The sequence below is a fragment of the Catalinimonas locisalis genome (assembly GCF_038039535.1).
Lineage (GTDB): Bacteria > Bacteroidota > Bacteroidia > Cytophagales > Cyclobacteriaceae > Catalinimonas.
The window spans coordinates 209,043-223,830 of the sequence record NZ_JBBPHP010000002.1 but is presented as its reverse complement, the minus strand read 5'-3'; the positions used below and the strand labels follow the sequence as shown (position 1 = coordinate 223,830).

Annotated in this window: 21 protein-coding genes; 16 read left to right on the top strand and 5 right to left on the bottom strand. The window is 41.0% G+C overall.

The genetic code is table 11. The annotated features are described in order from the left end of the window. The first annotated feature begins 27 nt into the window (after window positions 1–27). The 6 genes from WJR50_RS04495 to WJR50_RS04470 all read left to right on the top strand — a co-directional run bounded on the left by WJR50_RS04495 (window position 28) and on the right by WJR50_RS04470 (window position 4,995). Entirely contained in the window at window positions 28–522 is a 495-nt protein-coding gene (locus tag WJR50_RS04495; protein ID WP_341292036.1) for a Na+/H+ antiporter subunit E, read from the top strand. A 6-nt stretch (window positions 523–528) separates the two neighbouring features. After that, window positions 529–792: an MrpF/PhaF family protein gene (locus tag WJR50_RS04490; protein WP_341292035.1), complete on the top strand. Its 264-nt coding sequence runs from the start codon at window positions 529–531 to the stop codon at window positions 790–792. Beyond that, window positions 789–1,169, top strand: coding sequence for a monovalent cation/H(+) antiporter subunit G (gene mnhG / locus WJR50_RS04485; protein ID WP_341292034.1), 381 nt, complete (start codon window positions 789–791; stop codon window positions 1,167–1,169). The genes WJR50_RS04490 and mnhG overlap by 4 nt, the downstream gene beginning before the upstream one ends. 262 nt (window positions 1,170–1,431) lie before the next feature. Beyond that, window positions 1,432–3,036 carry a replicative DNA helicase gene (gene dnaB / locus WJR50_RS04480; RefSeq protein WP_341292033.1) on the top strand — a complete coding sequence of 535 codons (1,605 nt, stop codon included), beginning with the start codon at window positions 1,432–1,434 and terminating at the stop codon, window positions 3,034–3,036. Between the two features lie 53 nt (window positions 3,037–3,089). After that, window positions 3,090–3,734 (top strand): pyridoxamine 5'-phosphate oxidase, encoded by a 645-nt coding sequence (pdxH, locus tag WJR50_RS04475; RefSeq protein WP_341292032.1) that lies wholly within the window; start codon window positions 3,090–3,092, stop codon window positions 3,732–3,734. A gap of 52 nt (window positions 3,735–3,786) precedes the next feature. Further along, window positions 3,787–4,995, top strand: coding sequence for an aspartate aminotransferase family protein (locus WJR50_RS04470; protein ID WP_341292031.1), 1,209 nt, complete (start codon window positions 3,787–3,789; stop codon window positions 4,993–4,995). Window positions 4,996–5,066: 71 nt separating this feature from the next. Here WJR50_RS04470 and WJR50_RS04465 read toward each other — a convergent pair whose 3' ends face one another. After that, entirely contained in the window at window positions 5,067–5,435 is a 369-nt protein-coding gene (locus tag WJR50_RS04465) for a four helix bundle protein (protein ID WP_341292030.1), read from the bottom strand. Window positions 5,436–5,561: 126 nt separating this feature from the next. Further along, the gene (locus tag WJR50_RS04460) at window positions 5,562–6,206 is read right to left on the bottom strand and encodes a PQLLE family protein (RefSeq protein WP_341292029.1); all 645 of its coding nucleotides are present in this window, start codon (window positions 6,204–6,206) and stop codon (window positions 5,562–5,564) included. Between the two features lie 910 nt (window positions 6,207–7,116). On the opposite strand from WJR50_RS04460, the gene WJR50_RS04455 reads away from it, so the two are divergent. The 10 genes from WJR50_RS04455 (at window position 7,117) to WJR50_RS04410 (ending at window position 11,891) form a co-directional block, all read left to right on the top strand. Further along, entirely contained in the window at window positions 7,117–8,448 is a 1,332-nt protein-coding gene (locus WJR50_RS04455) for a hypothetical protein (protein ID WP_341292028.1), read from the top strand. Between the two features lie 157 nt (window positions 8,449–8,605). After that, the gene (locus tag WJR50_RS04450; protein ID WP_341292027.1) at window positions 8,606–9,076 is read left to right on the top strand and encodes a PIN domain-containing protein; all 471 of its coding nucleotides are present in this window, start codon (window positions 8,606–8,608) and stop codon (window positions 9,074–9,076) included. Then, a complete protein-coding gene (locus tag WJR50_RS04445; protein WP_341292026.1) occupies window positions 9,060–9,215 on the top strand; it encodes a hypothetical protein in 156 nt (51 codons plus the stop codon). The genes WJR50_RS04450 and WJR50_RS04445 overlap by 17 nt, the downstream gene beginning before the upstream one ends. A gap of 272 nt (window positions 9,216–9,487) precedes the next feature. After that, entirely contained in the window at window positions 9,488–9,796 is a 309-nt protein-coding gene (locus tag WJR50_RS04440; protein ID WP_341292025.1) for a nucleotidyltransferase family protein, read from the top strand. After that, the gene (locus WJR50_RS04435; protein WP_341292024.1) at window positions 9,786–10,124 is read left to right on the top strand and encodes a HepT-like ribonuclease domain-containing protein; all 339 of its coding nucleotides are present in this window, start codon (window positions 9,786–9,788) and stop codon (window positions 10,122–10,124) included. The genes WJR50_RS04440 and WJR50_RS04435 overlap by 11 nt, the downstream gene beginning before the upstream one ends. Before the next feature lie 334 nt (window positions 10,125–10,458). Then, window positions 10,459–10,755, top strand: a complete 297-nt coding sequence (locus tag WJR50_RS04430) for a hypothetical protein (RefSeq protein ID WP_341292023.1) — start codon at window positions 10,459–10,461, stop codon at window positions 10,753–10,755. Further along, a complete protein-coding gene (locus WJR50_RS04425) occupies window positions 10,724–10,990 on the top strand; it encodes a hypothetical protein (RefSeq protein ID WP_341292022.1) in 267 nt (88 codons plus the stop codon). The genes WJR50_RS04430 and WJR50_RS04425 overlap by 32 nt, the downstream gene beginning before the upstream one ends. After that, window positions 10,987–11,148, top strand: coding sequence for a hypothetical protein (locus WJR50_RS04420; RefSeq protein WP_341292021.1), 162 nt, complete (start codon window positions 10,987–10,989; stop codon window positions 11,146–11,148). Before WJR50_RS04425 ends, WJR50_RS04420 begins: the two co-directional genes overlap by 4 nt. A 340-nt stretch (window positions 11,149–11,488) precedes the next feature. Beyond that, window positions 11,489–11,728, top strand: a complete 240-nt coding sequence (locus WJR50_RS04415) for a DUF2281 domain-containing protein (protein WP_341292020.1) — start codon at window positions 11,489–11,491, stop codon at window positions 11,726–11,728. Next, window positions 11,712–11,891: a hypothetical protein gene (locus tag WJR50_RS04410; protein ID WP_341292019.1), complete on the top strand. Its 180-nt coding sequence runs from the start codon at window positions 11,712–11,714 to the stop codon at window positions 11,889–11,891. The genes WJR50_RS04415 and WJR50_RS04410 overlap by 17 nt, the downstream gene beginning before the upstream one ends. 259 nt (window positions 11,892–12,150) lie before the next feature. On the opposite strand, the gene WJR50_RS04405 is transcribed toward WJR50_RS04410, so the two are convergent. The 3 genes from WJR50_RS04405 to WJR50_RS04395 are packed head-to-tail and all read right to left on the bottom strand — an operon-like array spanning window position 12,151 to window position 14,783. Continuing rightward, window positions 12,151–13,155: an MlaD family protein gene (locus WJR50_RS04405; protein ID WP_341292018.1), complete on the bottom strand. Its 1,005-nt coding sequence runs from the start codon at window positions 13,153–13,155 to the stop codon at window positions 12,151–12,153. Window positions 13,156–13,172: 17 nt separating this feature from the next. Next, window positions 13,173–13,952, bottom strand: coding sequence for an ABC transporter ATP-binding protein (locus WJR50_RS04400; protein WP_341292017.1), 780 nt, complete (start codon window positions 13,950–13,952; stop codon window positions 13,173–13,175). Window positions 13,953–13,955: 3 nt separating this feature from the next. Beyond that, entirely contained in the window at window positions 13,956–14,783 is an 828-nt protein-coding gene (locus WJR50_RS04395; RefSeq protein ID WP_341292016.1) for an MlaE family ABC transporter permease, read from the bottom strand. Window positions 14,784–14,788 lie beyond the last annotated feature (5 nt).

The following is a 14,788-nucleotide window of genomic DNA, read 5'->3' as shown; positions in this document are numbered from 1 at the left end:
AATGCTGAAAAATATATTTTTAAAGGTATGTGGTTTTACATTATAAATTTCTTGATCGCTATCATCGCTGCTACTGTACTCCACAATGAAGTAGAAATGTTTCATGCCTCAGGTTTACTAACGTTAGTCGCTTTTCTGCTGCTCATCCTGGTTTTATGGCTGCTTACTGCAGTATACAGCAGGAAACACTTCAGGCAACTTTCCAGCATTTTGCATTTGATGCTTTTTTTCCTGAAAGAATTGGTCATTGCAAATTTAAGGGTAAGCTATGAAGTGCTTACGCCCAGGTACCGACTCAAGCCAGCAGTAATATCAGTACCACTGATCATAGACACTGATTTGGAAATTATGATGCTGGCCAATATGATTACGCTTACTCCGGGCACATTAAGTATTGATGTAGCGGAAGATCACAAATACTTATATGTCCATACGCTCTATTCAGGAGGGGATCTTGAGATTTTCCGCAGAAATATTAAACAAGGCTTTGAAAAAAAGATTATGGCTACCAGATTAAAATAATTCAATATGGAAACAGTATTTATTATCAGCATCGTTTTGATGACTATCGGAGTAGTTTTGGTAGCCATACGTTTCATAAAAGGACCCAGTATCGTAGACCGCCTTACGGCATTGGATCTGATGTCATTTAACCTGATTGGTATCATCGCCTTATATGCAGCCATTAGTAAGGATACCCTTCTTATTGACGCAGCTGTTATTTTATCTATGATTGCTTTTCTGGGGACACTTGCTTTTGCCTATTATCTGATCAACCAAAGTAAGTCATGATAGAGATTCTTGCTGCCATATGTATTTTATCTGGTGTATTGTTTATGATGATTGCTTCCATAGGCATCCTTCGGTTTCCTGACTTCTACATCCGAATGTCAGTTGTGACCAAAGCCTCTACCGTTGGCTTAGGCCTGCTTCTGACCGGAGTGGGTATTTACTTCAATACGATAGAAACCATCATCAAAACCATCTCTATTTCCATTTTCATAGTGCTTAGCTCTCCAATTTCAGCACATGTAATCGCCAAAGCCGCCAGCCTGATCAGAGTACCCTTCTGGAACCAAACCAATATGGAAGACTATCTGAAAGCCAAGGAAACACCTGACGACCCACGATTTACAGAAGGTAAATACGGGCGATCTAGCTTAAAATAGCTGCTAAAAATACTTGGAAAATGAGGCTAAAATCTTCCTACTTTCTCCTTACTTCTATGAAGAAAATTCTTTATAATTGCCTCCCTTTTTTGAGGGTAAGTGATGCAGATATACCTGCTAAAATTATTACATTATGATTGTCAGTGAGTTAGGTGAAAAAACTAAGAATGCATTTGTAAAGCGTTGTGACTAAGGCATAAAATTTTGTAAATTAAAAATCACTTCAAATTTAAAGTATACCAATCCAACTTTAACCATAGCTATGAGCAGCGAAAATCCAGGAAGTAGAGCGACCAACCAAAGAAACCGAAGAAACAGGATTGATGGTATTCTCAATAAGGCTGGGGTTAATAATGCTATGGGTAAACTTCCTCCTCAGGCAACCGATCTAGAGGAAGCAGTACTGGGAGCATTGATGCTTGAAAAAGAAGCACTTACTACTGTAATTGACATCCTTCAGACCGATAGTTTTTATAAAGACAGCCATAAAGAAATTTACAAGGCTATCCTTCAGCTCTTTGATAACTCTGAGCCCATTGATATCCTTACGGTAACCAATCAACTCCGTAAATTGGGGACGCTGGAGTTTGCCGGTGGTGCTTTTTATGTCAGCGGACTTACTCAGAAAGTAAACTCTGCGGCCAACGTGGAGTTTCATGCGCGTATTGTTTCGGAGATGGCGATCAAAAGAGAACTGATCACCATTGCCTCCGAGATTGAGCATGAAGCTTACGAAGACACCACGGATACCTTCAATCTGCTGGATAAGGTAGAGCAAAGAATCTTTAGTGTATCCGAGTCCAACATCCGGAAAAACTATGCGGATATGCGCTCCATCATGCGGGATGCGATCACTGAGCTGGAGGCTAAAAAACACCGCAAAGATGGCCTCACCGGTGTACCCACCGGCTTCACTGCGCTGGACAGAGTAACTTCCGGCTGGCAGAAATCGGATCTAGTCATTATTGCGGCCAGGCCGGGGATGGGTAAAACCGCCTTCGTGCTCTCCGCGCTGCGAAATGCTGCGGTTGACTTCGGCCATGCAGTAGCCATTTTCTCATTGGAGATGTCTTCCGTACAGCTCGTCAATCGTTTGATCTCTGCTGAAGCACAATTAGAGAGTGAGAAAATAAAAAAAGGAAACCTGGCAGATTTTGAGTGGGAACAGCTTTACCATAAAACCGCTGACCTTACTGAAGCTCCTATTTACATTGACGATACCCCCGCCCTCTCCATACGAGAGCTGCGCTCCAAGTGCCGACGCCTCAAAGCACAGCACAACATAGAATTGATCATTGTGGATTACCTACAGCTCATGTCAGGTGATAGTACCAAAGGCAATCAGGGTAACCGTGAGCAGGAAATTGCTTCTATTTCCCGAGCTATGAAAAACATTGCCAAGGAACTGGATGTACCGGTACTGGCCCTTTCTCAGCTGAGTCGTGCAGTGGAAACCAGAGGAGGTGATAAACGACCTCAGCTTTCCGACCTTAGGGAATCCGGCTCTATTGAGCAGGATGCCGATATGGTAATGTTCCTCTACCGTCCGGAGTATTACGGCATTACTGAAGACGAAGACAACCATCCTGTACAGGGTACCGGTGAGGTGATCATCGCCAAGCACAGGAATGGTGCGCTGGATACTGTGCGCCTCAAGTTTATCGGTAAATTTACTAAGTTTACCGATCTGGATGACTCTTCCTTTGATGGTAACCCCTACGGAAATAACCTCATGAGTGCCGGATCATCTGAATCTTTCAACGATCCCAACATCATGACTTTTGCCAGCAAAGCAAATAACCGCTTTAATCAGCAATCAGGGGATTCCAACCGGCACGATGATCCTGATGAAGGAGCACCCTTTTAAGCAATACTAATTTTTCTACTTTCAGCTTCGCTGATCAATTTATTCTATAGCTTATGAGTATGTCTATCGCAGATATGCGTAAGGAGTATTCCCGACAGTCTTTGGATGTAAATGATGTCCTGCGCAGTCCTGTACTCCAGTTTGAGAAGTGGTTTGACGAAGCCACTCAAGCCCAGCTTCCGGAAACTAATGCCATGCATCTTGCTACCGTTTCTTCTGAAGGTAAACCTGCGGGAAGAGTAGTACTACTGAAAGGTGTGGAGAACGACGCCTTTGTTTTCTTTACCAACTACCAAAGCAGGAAAGGACAGGAGCTGACAGACAAGGGTTGGGCCTCACTCACCTTTTTCTGGGCAGAGCTGGAAAGGCAGGTGCGCATAGAAGGAGAAGTACGAAAGGTATCTGCCGAACGATCTGCCGAGTATTTTCACAGCCGCCCACGGGGCAGCCAGATTGGTGCCTGGGTATCTCCTCAGAGTCAGGTCATCCCCGACCGTACATTTCTGGAAAACCGCTTGCAGGAACTGGAAAAAAAGTTTGAAGGTAAGGAAGTGCCTTATCCCGAACATTGGGGTGGTTTTGCAGTTTATCCTAATAGCATTGAATTCTGGCAAGGCAGGCCCAGCCGCCTGCACGACAGAATTCTCTATACCCAATCTACAGAAAAGGGCTGGAAGATAGAAAGACTGGCACCTTGACGATATTATTGGTAAATTCGCATTTATTTTATCCAATCAAATTTTTACAACTATGCAATCCTCTCAGGAAGATATTCATACTGATACCAGTCTCAAAGAAATTGACGATGCCTATCACCTCAAGGTCTTCAAAAGATATCCGCTTACCTTGTCTCATGGCAAAGGCGCCAAGGTATGGGATATTGACGGCAACGAATACATTGATGCCCTAGCAGGTATCGCAGTAAACGGCGTAGGCCACTGCCACCCCAAAGTGGTGAAAGCCATACAGGAGCAGGCCGCCAAACTGATGCACATCTCCAACCTCTTTATCAGTGAGCCACAAATGCACCTCGCTAAAAAGTTAGTAGAGCTCTCCGGCCTGGACAGAGTATTTCTGACCAACTCAGGAGCAGAGTCCAATGAGCTTGCCATCAAAATGGCCCGCAAATATGGGCATATGAATGGGCGTGGTGGAGAGATCATCACCATGGACGGCTGTTTTCATGGCCGTACACTGGCTACCATTGCTGCGGGCAGACCCAAATACCAGAAGGGCTTTGAGCCTATCCCTTCCGGCTTCCAGCTGATCAAGTTTAACGACCTGGATGCCGTAAAAGCAGCCATTTCTGATATGACAGCAGCGATTATGGTGGAGCCTATACAGGGCGAAGGCGGTATACATCCGGCAGATGCGGATTTCTTAAAGGGTCTGCGTGCGCTTTGCGATGAGCATAAGATGGCATTGATCTTTGATGAGATACAGTGCGGTATGGCCCGTACCGGCGACTTCTTCGCTTTTCAGGGCTATGGTGTGATGCCTGATATTATGTCGCTGGCCAAATCATTAGGAGGAGGTTTTCCTATTGGTGCTTCCCTTGCCCGTGAGCATGTAGCGAATGCATTAACATTTGGAGACCACGGAACTACTTTTGGCGGTAATCCGCTGGGCTGCGCTGCCGCCCTGGCAACCATTGAAGCCATAGAAGAAGAAGGCCTGATGGAGAAAGCCCTGGAAAATGGCACCAAAATCATGGAGCGTGTCCGTAAGGAAGCTCAACAGGAAACAGCCATCAAAGAAGTGCGCGGTAAGGGACTGATGATTGGTATTGAACTGGATATTCCTTCACGCCCCATTGTGATGAAAATGATGGAGAAGGGCGTGATTGCTAACGCCATCGGAGATAACATTGTCCGCCTGGTACCACCTTTAGTCATCAGCATGGATGAGTTGAATACGGTGGTAGATGTAATGCTGGAATGTATAGCTGACTGTAAGTGAGACTTTGCAGGCGTATAAGGTTGGAAGTAGGAAGACCGAAGTTAAACTTCCCACTTCTGACTTCCCGCTTCCTACTTTATCTTGCTCTTAAATGCCACCATCATGTTCATTAGATTGAATGCAAACTTATATAGGGACGTAAACTCGTCTTCACTGATGTATTGACGCTTTTGGGCTTTATATAAACAAGTAACAACCTCAGCCATTGAACGAATAGAATATCCCATGAACCTCCTGAATTCTGGCCCCGATTGCCCGATCGCCCCTTCTGAGATATTCAATGCAATTGAGTCAGCTGCCCTCAAAATTTGTGAAGAGAGATTGAACATTTCCTCCTTAGGAAAACGACATGAAAGTTTATGAATATCTTCTCCGAATGCCATTGCTTGTTGCCAAATGAGCAATTTCTCAAATTTAAAACTTATCATTCGTTCTTTCATTTTTATAGTATACCCAATCTGTCTCAATTTTAAATGCCTGGGTTGGAGGTGGGAAGTCAGGAGTTGGAAGTGGGAAGCTTGAAGAAGCAACTTCCTACTTCCAGCTTCAAACTTCCCGCTTTTTCCTTAAACTTTACTCGGTACTTTCATGCCTAGGGCCTCCAGCAGTTGGGGGCTGTCTTTCAGGGCAAGGCGGGCGATGGTACGGAATTCTTTCATCCACGCATTCAACTCCTTCATCACCTTATTTCGCTGTTGTGTGGCCTCTTCGGCTTCCCCTTTTTTCTGCAAACGACGATTGCGTATGGCAATAAGGGCCTCCACGCTGGCCTGGTTTTGTGCCAGTTCCTCCTGCGACAGTTGATAACCTGCCAGTACATCCGCATGGAGGATAGCCTTGGTGTAGAAATAGCTGGCCTGTAGCTGCCATGCGTCTTTTCGGCTGGCGATACGATCAATACGAAACTTTGCCAGTGTCGCCTCATCCTCACGGAAGGCGAGTCTGACCGTATCTACATGTTTTCTAAACAACTGCCGCGTCTCTTTTTCCTGGGCATTCAGCTGGCTGCTTACCTCCTGCTTTTCGCCATAACTATCCTGCATGGCGTTATGGAGCAGGGTGGCTTGAGCCAGTAGCGCATTGCCTTCCTGCATACGCCTGGCGTTGAAACTGTACTTATTCAGTTTCTCCTGTACACCGGGTAGTTCCATCGCGTTATAGATCGCCGATTGGGCAGAAGTAAGTTGCTTGGATATAGAAAGACTTGGCATGACGCGTAATTTAAATGGGGGATAATGTTGCTAAACCTGTTGCGCTGTAGCTATAAAATTACAGCCTCGCAAGTAAGCATGATTGTATATCATATACTTTGGCAAATGGACAATGCTATTACCCCGTAATGTTTAGGCAAAAAATACAATAAAGCCCCTTTTCAGGCTATTTTCCCGCCACACTGTCATTTACACCGCTATGGGGAGGTTTGTATCCCTCTGAAAAATTACACCGACATTACTGATCCCTAACGCCACAGTCACAAAACTTACACCGTCTGCACTGTTACCTTACTAGAGGGTGGCAAAAAACCGTTTTTCGTCACTGGTCAGTAGGTAAACACTCACGTTTTATGACATTTCGTCACTGTTTCGCTAGGAAATGGTCATGAAAAACGGTTTTGGGGCAGACCTTTCCTGCTCCTCAATATGCATTTCTGATTTTCCGGCTCGTCTTTTTTACTGGGCTATTCAAGAAATTAGTTGGTGAGGAGCATGGAGGAAGTGGAAAGCTTTAGAGTATGTTTAAAATTTTCTATTGCACTTAAAGCTAACTACAGACTTTAATTTTACATTTAACCGAATAGCATTGTTACTTTTTGTCATTGCCACAAAAAGTAACCAAAAAAGTCTAGAATCTCCGAACGCTTCCGCGCACTTCCCATCGCACGCCCGCCGGATATTCAGGCCAACGCACAGAGATACAAATATTAAACAAGCATCTCTTATAACTGTAGGAAGGGGCAATGAATAGCATGAGTCTAAACCAAAACTTCCATTGAGAACTCTTAATTCTTATATTTTATCCTTTAAAAATTAAGTGGAAATACTATATTGGAAGTGATATAATGATTGGAAAGGCCATATGTTGCTGATATAGAGTTGTTGAGTGTCATAAACCTAAGGACTAATGGGAATACTTGAATTTTTAGGAATAAAGAAAAAAATTGAATCTTTCAGAACAAGTGAGGTTTTTAGGACTTCTGGAGTTCCTATTCATACTTTTGTTGAGCGGACTCAACTTGAATTGCAAATCGAAGACTCTCTCGATGCACATGACAAAGCTCTTTTCTTTTTGGGATACTCAAAGAGTGGCAAGACTGTGTATAGGAAAAAGCTAATTGAAGACAAAAAACCAAATAAAGTTGTATTTCGTTGTAACAATTCATCTCAAATTTCTGAGCTATATGATTTTATAGCTTCAGAACTTCAACTTGGGCAAATAATTACTTCTGCTCAAAATGATGGAGGAAAATGGGCTGTATCTTCTACAGGTACAGTTGGAAAGAAAGATGTGGCATCTGTATCATCATCAATCTCAAGTGAAGTATCATATAGTTACATTGAAACTAAAGAACATACCAAAGTAAGGGTAGATGTTAATTTTTTATGTACCAGAATTGATAAAAAAAGAGACTTAATAATAATTCTAGAAGATTATCACCTTGTTGATTCAGAATTTAACAGAACCCTATCAGAGGATTTAAAGCATTTTCAGGATGAAGAAATACTATTTTTGCTAATAGGTATTCCAAGTGCACCAAATCGAGCATTAAAAAATAACCCAGATTTATCTGGAAGAATAAACTACATAAATTTTGACTATCTACTAAAAGAAGAAATTAAAGAAATAATAAGCAAAGGTGGTTTAAAGCTTAATGTAAAGTTTGGTGAGGATGTAATTGATGAAATTATCAATGTTTCCTTAAAAAATGCATTTCTTGTCCAAAACATATGTAAAGAGTTAGTTCTTGGAAAGGGCATCAAAGAAACTACTCCAAAAACTGTTACTATAACTGAGAAAATGGATGTAAAAGAAGCATGCGAAAAAATTGCTAGCTCTCTTGATTCAGATTATTTAGAGATATACAATACAATAACATCAGGAGCGAGGAAACAACAGAAAAACAAAGCGTTTAACCAGTACGAAGAAATTGTAAAAGCTATCCAAAACTTCGAGATCGAAGAACTCGAGAAAGGAATTTCTTACACTGACATATCTCATTGGTCATGGAGCCAATTTACACCTGGTGTTATTCAAAAATTTATCGACAATGGCACCTATCAAAGTGAAGCTTCATTCAAAGGAGCCTTAACAAATCAAATACTTCAAGCGGTAGAGCGTATAAACTCTAACATTGAAAAAAACTCTGTTAGGCCAATTCTTTATGTTGATGATAAAAAGGTCTATTTGATGGATTTAATCTTTAAATTTTATCTCAATTGGAAAAACGGCGATTAACGAATGCTAAATAAATAAGTAAACTGAGTGAATTGAAAGACGTAATCTAATAGCATTTTTTATTGATTCTAATAGTTGTAACGTATATTCATTTTAGCTAGCAATTGTCTAGAAGATAAAAACAAACATACCTCTTTTTGCGGTGTAAATTTAGAAGATGAAAAAGCAGCGAATTTATATTGATACTTCAGTCTTTGGTGGATATTTTGATTCGGAATTTGACACATTTACTAAACCATTATTTGAACGGATAGATAAAGGTGAATTCATTATCCTTTACTCTACTGTAACCCAAGAAGAATTAGAAAATGCACCAGAACGTGTTCAAGACCTTGTAAAAAGCCTTAAAATTGAATATACAGAGTTCATTGAAGAGACAGACGAAGCTGTGGAATTAGCTTCTGCATACATATCTGAGAAAGTTGTAGGACAAACAAGTTTCACCGACTGTTTACATATCGCATTGGCAACTACAAGCCGATCAGACTTGCTAATAAGCTGGAACTTTAAGCATATAGTGAACATTGAACGGATACGAGGTTATAATTTCGTGAATATCAAAAATGGATATAAACAGTTGGAAATACGTTCACCAAGAGACCTAATGGATTATGGAAACGAAGACTAAAAAAGAATTTGATGCAGTTGAATTTATGCGTGAGCAAAGAAAGTCATTAAGCGAAAAATTGTCTGGCATGACTCCATCAGAAATCGTAGAATATTTTAAAAATAAGCGATCAAAAAATAAAGTGAGGCCCGGCGCATAACCCGATAGGCGGCAGACAGCCAATTGACTGCCAGTGCACCTCCCCCCCCCCTCAAGTTTAGGCCTGGCCGTAAATGTGATATTCCACTTTTCAACTCACTACAAGCAAGAAAATAATAGCGGTTGGTTTATTGGAGTAGCAAGTTTTACTACCCTTTATTACCTTGATGTATGCAGATAGTGTGTTGGTGATTTACTTAAGCCGCTGGGATTTTTAAAGCCCTGGTGTACAAATCAAAGCTATCTATCTTACTAATTCTATATCTTTGGAATATGATCAGGATAATAGAGGAAAATATTGAAGCGCTTAATTCTATATGTAAATCAAACAAGGTTGCTGAGCTTTATTTGTTTGGATCAGCTACCTCCGGAAAATATACTGACAAGAGCGATTTAGATTTTGCTGTACTATTTTTTGAGTCTTTGTCGCCCTTAGAACATGGAGATGCCTTTTTTTCCTTGAAAGAAGACCTGGAGAATTTATTTGGTCGTGAAATTGATTTATTGTCTTATAGAGTCGTTAAAAACCCTATATTTAAAGAGGAACTTGACAAAACTAAAGCAGTTCTTTATGCCGCCTAAAGAAGTGCTTAAATATATTCTTGATATTGAGTCTTTAATCAAGGAACATGAAAGTGTAATAAGCTTACATGCCAGAGACTACACAAAGTTTAGCTCAAATTTCATGGCAGTAAGAACTGTAGAACGAGATTTAGAAATTATCGGTGAGGCAGTCCGAAAACTCAAGGAAATTGATCCACACTTAAAGATATCCGGTTACAAACAAATCATTGGATTAAGAAACATGATCGTCCATGCTTATGACTCAATTGATCCCACCACGCTCTGGCGTATATTGCTCAAGGATATTCCAGTCCTCAAAGAAGAAATGAAGGAAATAAAAAAATAACCATACCTAATCGTGTAACCTAAGAGTGACTTGAAAGCTCACACTACTGCAAGTTTAAGCTTAGCCGTAAATGGGGTTCTCCGTATTCCAACTCATCAGGATCATTCTTCTACCCTCGTGGTATCGCTTTCATTTTTTTCTTCACTACTGTCTCTATCCTTTCCTCCAAATAGATTCAAAATTAGCCCTGAGTTACTACTATATCATTTAAAAACTAAGTAAACATCTTATATTGTAAGGTGTATGTTGCTTTTTAGAATTTTTAGCCCAATGCAAAAAGAAGCATTTGTAAATCATAATGGTAAAATGATTAACAGTTTTATAAATTTATCAAGTGAAAAATAAAGATAAAGAAGGACTTGATTTTGAAGTTGATAAGCTGACCAATAGTATTGAAAATGTAGTAACAGGGGACAATTTTCAGACAGAGATTGCAATATTGACTAAAAGTGATTTAAAAAATGTTACTAAAAGAAAAGGCTGGCTTTTCAATTGGCAAGAAGAGTTTAAATCGCCAATCAAAGATGTATATAAATTGACAATCATTCACAACCCTACAGTAATTCAAGGAGTTGTGAGTTTAGAAGTAAAACCTGATCATGTTTTCATTAGTAGAAAATGCTCCTTTTAACAAAGGTAAAGATAAAATGTATTCAGGAGTAGCTGGAAACCTGGTTGCTTTTGCTTGTAAATTATCTTTCCAGCGTGGACATAAAGGAAATTTGTCGTTTATCTCAAAAACGCAGCTCATAGAACATTACGAAAAGACATTGGGCGCATTTCACTTTGGTGGAAGAGTAATGATCATAGAAACCAAAGCAGCCTTACGATTGATAAACAAGTATTTTAAAGACGAAGAAATATGAAGACTAAAGACTTAGATATAGATTTCATCGGCGGACAAGGACCTTTGACTAAAGAAGAAGAACAAGCCATCAGCGAATATCTGAAAAAAAAAAAGGAAAAATCAAAGAAATCAAAATCTAGAAAAAGACAAGCGGAAAAGGATAAGAGCAATACTTGATTATTGAAGCACTAGGCAATATAATTATACAAGCAAGTGCTAAAACCCCACTACCGCCAGTTTAGGTCTGGTCGTAAATGGGGTGTTCCATATTCCTCATACCAGAATTATCATTCTTCTACGCTGGTTGTATCACTTTCATTTTTTTCTTCACTACTGTCTCTATCCTTTCATCTGAATAGATTCAAAATTCAGCCCATACTTCAGCGTTATCCTTTAAAAACGAAGCAAACATCTTATATTGTAAATGGTATGTTGCATATAAAAGCAACAAGCTGCCGTTATAGAACATATATCAGCATGATGAAATATGCGTACATTAGCGTAAAAACACAAAAAGATGAAAGACGTTGCACTCAAAGAAAAAATAGACAGCTTACCCGATGATCTGAAAAAACAAGTATCTGATTATGTTGACTTTCTGCTGTATCAATACGGTGATAGCAAAGCAGTACTGACTGATGAAGAAAAGACTGAATTAGATAAACGCTGGGAAGCTTATCAGCAGGATACTTCTTCAAGCAGTAAATTAGAAGACGTAAAAGAGCGTTTAGAGAAGAAATATGGCTTATCAAATTAATGTTGCCCGACCAGCAGAGGATGAATTGGACGAAATAGTGGGCTGGTATGAGGAAAAAAAGTCAGGGTTAGGCATTACTTTTTTGAGCCACTTCTTCAATCGGATCGCTTACCTAAAGGATAATCCTTACCTGTATCAGGAGGTTTACAAAATGTATCGGTAGGTACTCATGAAGAAGTATCCGTATGCTATTTACTATAGTATTGAAGAACAAAAACAAGAAGTTACGGTCTTGGCGATATGGCACACGAGTAAAAACCCTGAACGACTGAAAAATAGATTAAAATAAGACATGGTAGCCAACTGTATCGTGTAGAGGACCAGTGAGCTGATAGTCCACTGGTGCGCCTCACCTCACCCCACTACCGCCAGTTTAGGCCTGGACGTAAATGGGGTTTTCCATATTCCTCATACCAGAATTATCATTCTTCTACCTTCGTTGTATCACTTTCATTTTTTTCTTCGCTTTTATCCCGGTCCTTTCCTCCACCAAATATGTTCAGAATCCAGCTGTCGTTGATTCTATCAGTAGTCCGGTCAATACTTTCTGAAGTCTGCTTCACAGAATTTACAGTTTCGTTAATATCAGTGGCAAAAGCAGTATCGGTCAATACTTTGTCCAATGCCCCTTTGTCACTGCTAAGCTTCTGACTGAATTCCAGGATATTCTGCGCTACATCAGTTGAAATGGAGCCTGTTTTGGCCAGAGAATCTATGATCATCTCTACTTTCTCGGCCATTTCCTGATCAGCCATCAACTTTCCTAGTACCCCTTCTCCGTTTCGTGTACGGGCGGCCAAGGCATCTATGTCCTGTAAAATACTCTGCACATTTCCAGTAGCCATCTCAAAAGAGTTGATCATGCTTTCTACCTGCTCAGAATTCGTAGTATCTGCTACCAGATTTCCTATAACGCCTTTTCCTTCTTCAATTCTAGTACTAATCCGCTCTATGTTGCTGGCAATCTCCATAGCGCTCCTACTGGTTTCTTGTAAATTAGCAATAAGATCTTCCATACTTGCCGGTGAAGCTGTTTCCAACTGATCTCCATCATTTATACTGGCTGCGTTCTGTGAACCAGGGGAGATGGTTACAATCTTGTTGCCCATCAAACCGGCAGTGCTGATCCCCGCTATAGCATCTTCTTTGATAAACTGACTGGCTCTCTCTTCTAGCAAAAGTTTCGTTTGCACTGTGGAATCACTTTTTAGCGTAACACTCTCTACAGTACCAATATTAATTCCTGAAAAACGTACCTGGCTTCCCACCTGCAAACCTTCTACATTTTTGAAAGTAGCGGTTACTTCAATATTAGAACCAAAGAGGTTCTGTCGGGCACCGATAAAAAAGATGGCTGCCACAAAGATCAAGAGTCCCAGGAACACAAACAGTCCCAGTTTTATATTTTTTTTCTTGCTATCATCCATAGCTAATTAAATTAAAATCATTGAAAAAATGCGCGAACCCACTCATCGTCGGAATTCGCTAGTTCGTCGTAAGTTCCTTGTGTATCCAGATTACCATCACGAAGAATATGTATTCTGTCAGCCGTCATCTCTGCACTGGCGATATCGTGCGTAACGATGATGGAGGTAATATTGTAGCGGTCTCTCATATCCATCAGCAGATGGCTGATTTCTTTGGAGGTAACGGGATCAAGTCCGGTGGTAGGCTCATCATAGAGCATAATCTGAGGACGTAAAATAAGCGTCCTGGCCAGGGCAATCCTCTTTTGCATCCCTCCTGAGAGTTCGGCAGGCAGCTTGTCAATGGCATCAATTAAGCCTACGCTCTTAAGTCCTTCTTCCACCAGTTCCTCTATCTCTTCTTCCGACTTTTTTTCTACCTGCCTTTCTAATGGGAAACGCATATTGTCTCTGACCGTCATGGAGTCGTATAAGGCTCCACCCTGAAACAGGTAGCCTACCTTCCTTCTCAGTTTCAGCAGGTCCTCATCATTGATATTGGTGAGGTTGTAATCCAGTACCTTGAGTTCACCGGCATCCGGCATGTGCAAACCCACCATACTTTTGATCAATACGGATTTACCGGTACCTGACTTACCCAGCACCACCATATTTTCACCTTCACGCAGGTCAAAATTGACGTCACGCAGCACATCTACATCACCGAAGCTTTTCCTGAAGCCTCTGGCTTTGACCAGAATGGAGTCCTGATCGCTCTGCTGCTTATTTCTTTGTGTACGTACTTCCGGACTATCCATAAATCAGTTAAAAAATTGCGTGATCTGCACGGTGATCAGGTCAATGATAAAGACAAGTAGTGATGCAACTACCACTGCTGAGTTGGCTGAAATACCCACTCCTACTGTTCCTTTGCCGGTAGTATAACCTTTGTAACAACCTACCAGGGCGATGGCAAAACCAAAAAAGAATGACTTGACCGTAGCAGGAAAAATGTCTATGAAATTGATCGCTTCTATGCTTTTTATAAAAAATAAAGGCAATGAGATGTTACCTTCAATGTTGGCTCCCAGAAAAGAGCCAATTAATCCCACAAAATCAGCGTAAAAAACCAGAATCGGCAAAGCGATGGTCATTGCCAGAATACGGGTAACTACCACATACTTGAAGGGATTAGTACCCGAAACAGCCATAGCGTCTATTTGTTCAGTAACTTTCATAGACCCCAGTTCGGCACCAATACCCGAACCTACCTTTCCCGCGCATATCATAGCGGTAATCACCGGCCCGATCTCCCGGATAATTGCTACCGATACCATGGAAGGAATGTACGACTCTGCCCCAAACTCTACCAGCGTAGGGCGTGTCTGCAAAGTAAACACCATCCCCATGATAAAGCTGGAAATACCTACCAGAAGCAGAGAGCCAAAACCCAGGCGATAGGCCTGATTGAGAATTTCCTTAAATTCATACGGTCTTCTGAATAGCTCTTTGAAAAAATTTACGGCAAACTGAAAAAGTCCTGCAGCTGTCAAAAAATTATCCTGTACGCTTTCCGGGAGATAGCTAAGTGTATCTCTTTTTTTATCCTTTTCAGTAGCCGTAGATGGATCATCTTTTACACGGCTCATGTATA

Excerpts from the sequence above, each read along its gene's own strand:
- mnhG (WP_341292034.1), top strand. The coding sequence starts at position 789 with ATGATAGAGATTCTTGCTGCCATATGTATTTTATCTGGTGTATTGTTT.
- WJR50_RS04440 (WP_341292025.1), top strand. The coding sequence starts at position 9,488 with ATGATCAGGATAATAGAGGAAAATATTGAAGCGCTTAATTCTATATGT.
- WJR50_RS04420 (WP_341292021.1), top strand. The coding sequence starts at position 10,987 with ATGAAGACTAAAGACTTAGATATAGATTTCATCGGCGGACAAGGACCT.
- WJR50_RS04455 (WP_341292028.1), top strand. The coding sequence starts at position 7,117 with ATGGGAATACTTGAATTTTTAGGAATAAAGAAAAAAATTGAATCTTTC.
- WJR50_RS04400 (WP_341292017.1), bottom strand. The coding sequence starts at position 13,952 with ATGGATAGTCCGGAAGTACGTACACAAAGAAATAAGCAGCAGAGCGAT.
- WJR50_RS04465 (WP_341292030.1), bottom strand. The coding sequence starts at position 5,435 with ATGAAAGAACGAATGATAAGTTTTAAATTTGAGAAATTGCTCATTTGG.
- WJR50_RS04460 (WP_341292029.1), bottom strand. The coding sequence starts at position 6,206 with ATGCCAAGTCTTTCTATATCCAAGCAACTTACTTCTGCCCAATCGGCG.
- WJR50_RS04490 (WP_341292035.1), top strand. The coding sequence starts at position 529 with ATGGAAACAGTATTTATTATCAGCATCGTTTTGATGACTATCGGAGTA.
- WJR50_RS04445 (WP_341292026.1), top strand. The coding sequence starts at position 9,060 with ATGGAAACGAAGACTAAAAAAGAATTTGATGCAGTTGAATTTATGCGT.
- WJR50_RS04470 (WP_341292031.1), top strand. The coding sequence starts at position 3,787 with ATGCAATCCTCTCAGGAAGATATTCATACTGATACCAGTCTCAAAGAA.
- WJR50_RS04450 (WP_341292027.1), top strand. The coding sequence starts at position 8,606 with ATGAAAAAGCAGCGAATTTATATTGATACTTCAGTCTTTGGTGGATAT.
- WJR50_RS04495 (WP_341292036.1), top strand. The coding sequence starts at position 28 with ATGTGGTTTTACATTATAAATTTCTTGATCGCTATCATCGCTGCTACT.
- WJR50_RS04410 (WP_341292019.1), top strand. The coding sequence starts at position 11,712 with ATGGCTTATCAAATTAATGTTGCCCGACCAGCAGAGGATGAATTGGAC.
- dnaB (WP_341292033.1), top strand. The coding sequence starts at position 1,432 with ATGAGCAGCGAAAATCCAGGAAGTAGAGCGACCAACCAAAGAAACCGA.
- pdxH (WP_341292032.1), top strand. The coding sequence starts at position 3,090 with ATGAGTATGTCTATCGCAGATATGCGTAAGGAGTATTCCCGACAGTCT.
- WJR50_RS04395 (WP_341292016.1), bottom strand. The coding sequence starts at position 14,783 with ATGAGCCGTGTAAAAGATGATCCATCTACGGCTACTGAAAAGGATAAA.
- WJR50_RS04435 (WP_341292024.1), top strand. The coding sequence starts at position 9,786 with ATGCCGCCTAAAGAAGTGCTTAAATATATTCTTGATATTGAGTCTTTA.
- WJR50_RS04405 (WP_341292018.1), bottom strand. The coding sequence starts at position 13,155 with ATGGATGATAGCAAGAAAAAAAATATAAAACTGGGACTGTTTGTGTTC.
- WJR50_RS04425 (WP_341292022.1), top strand. The coding sequence starts at position 10,724 with ATGTTTTCATTAGTAGAAAATGCTCCTTTTAACAAAGGTAAAGATAAA.
- WJR50_RS04415 (WP_341292020.1), top strand. The coding sequence starts at position 11,489 with ATGAAAGACGTTGCACTCAAAGAAAAAATAGACAGCTTACCCGATGAT.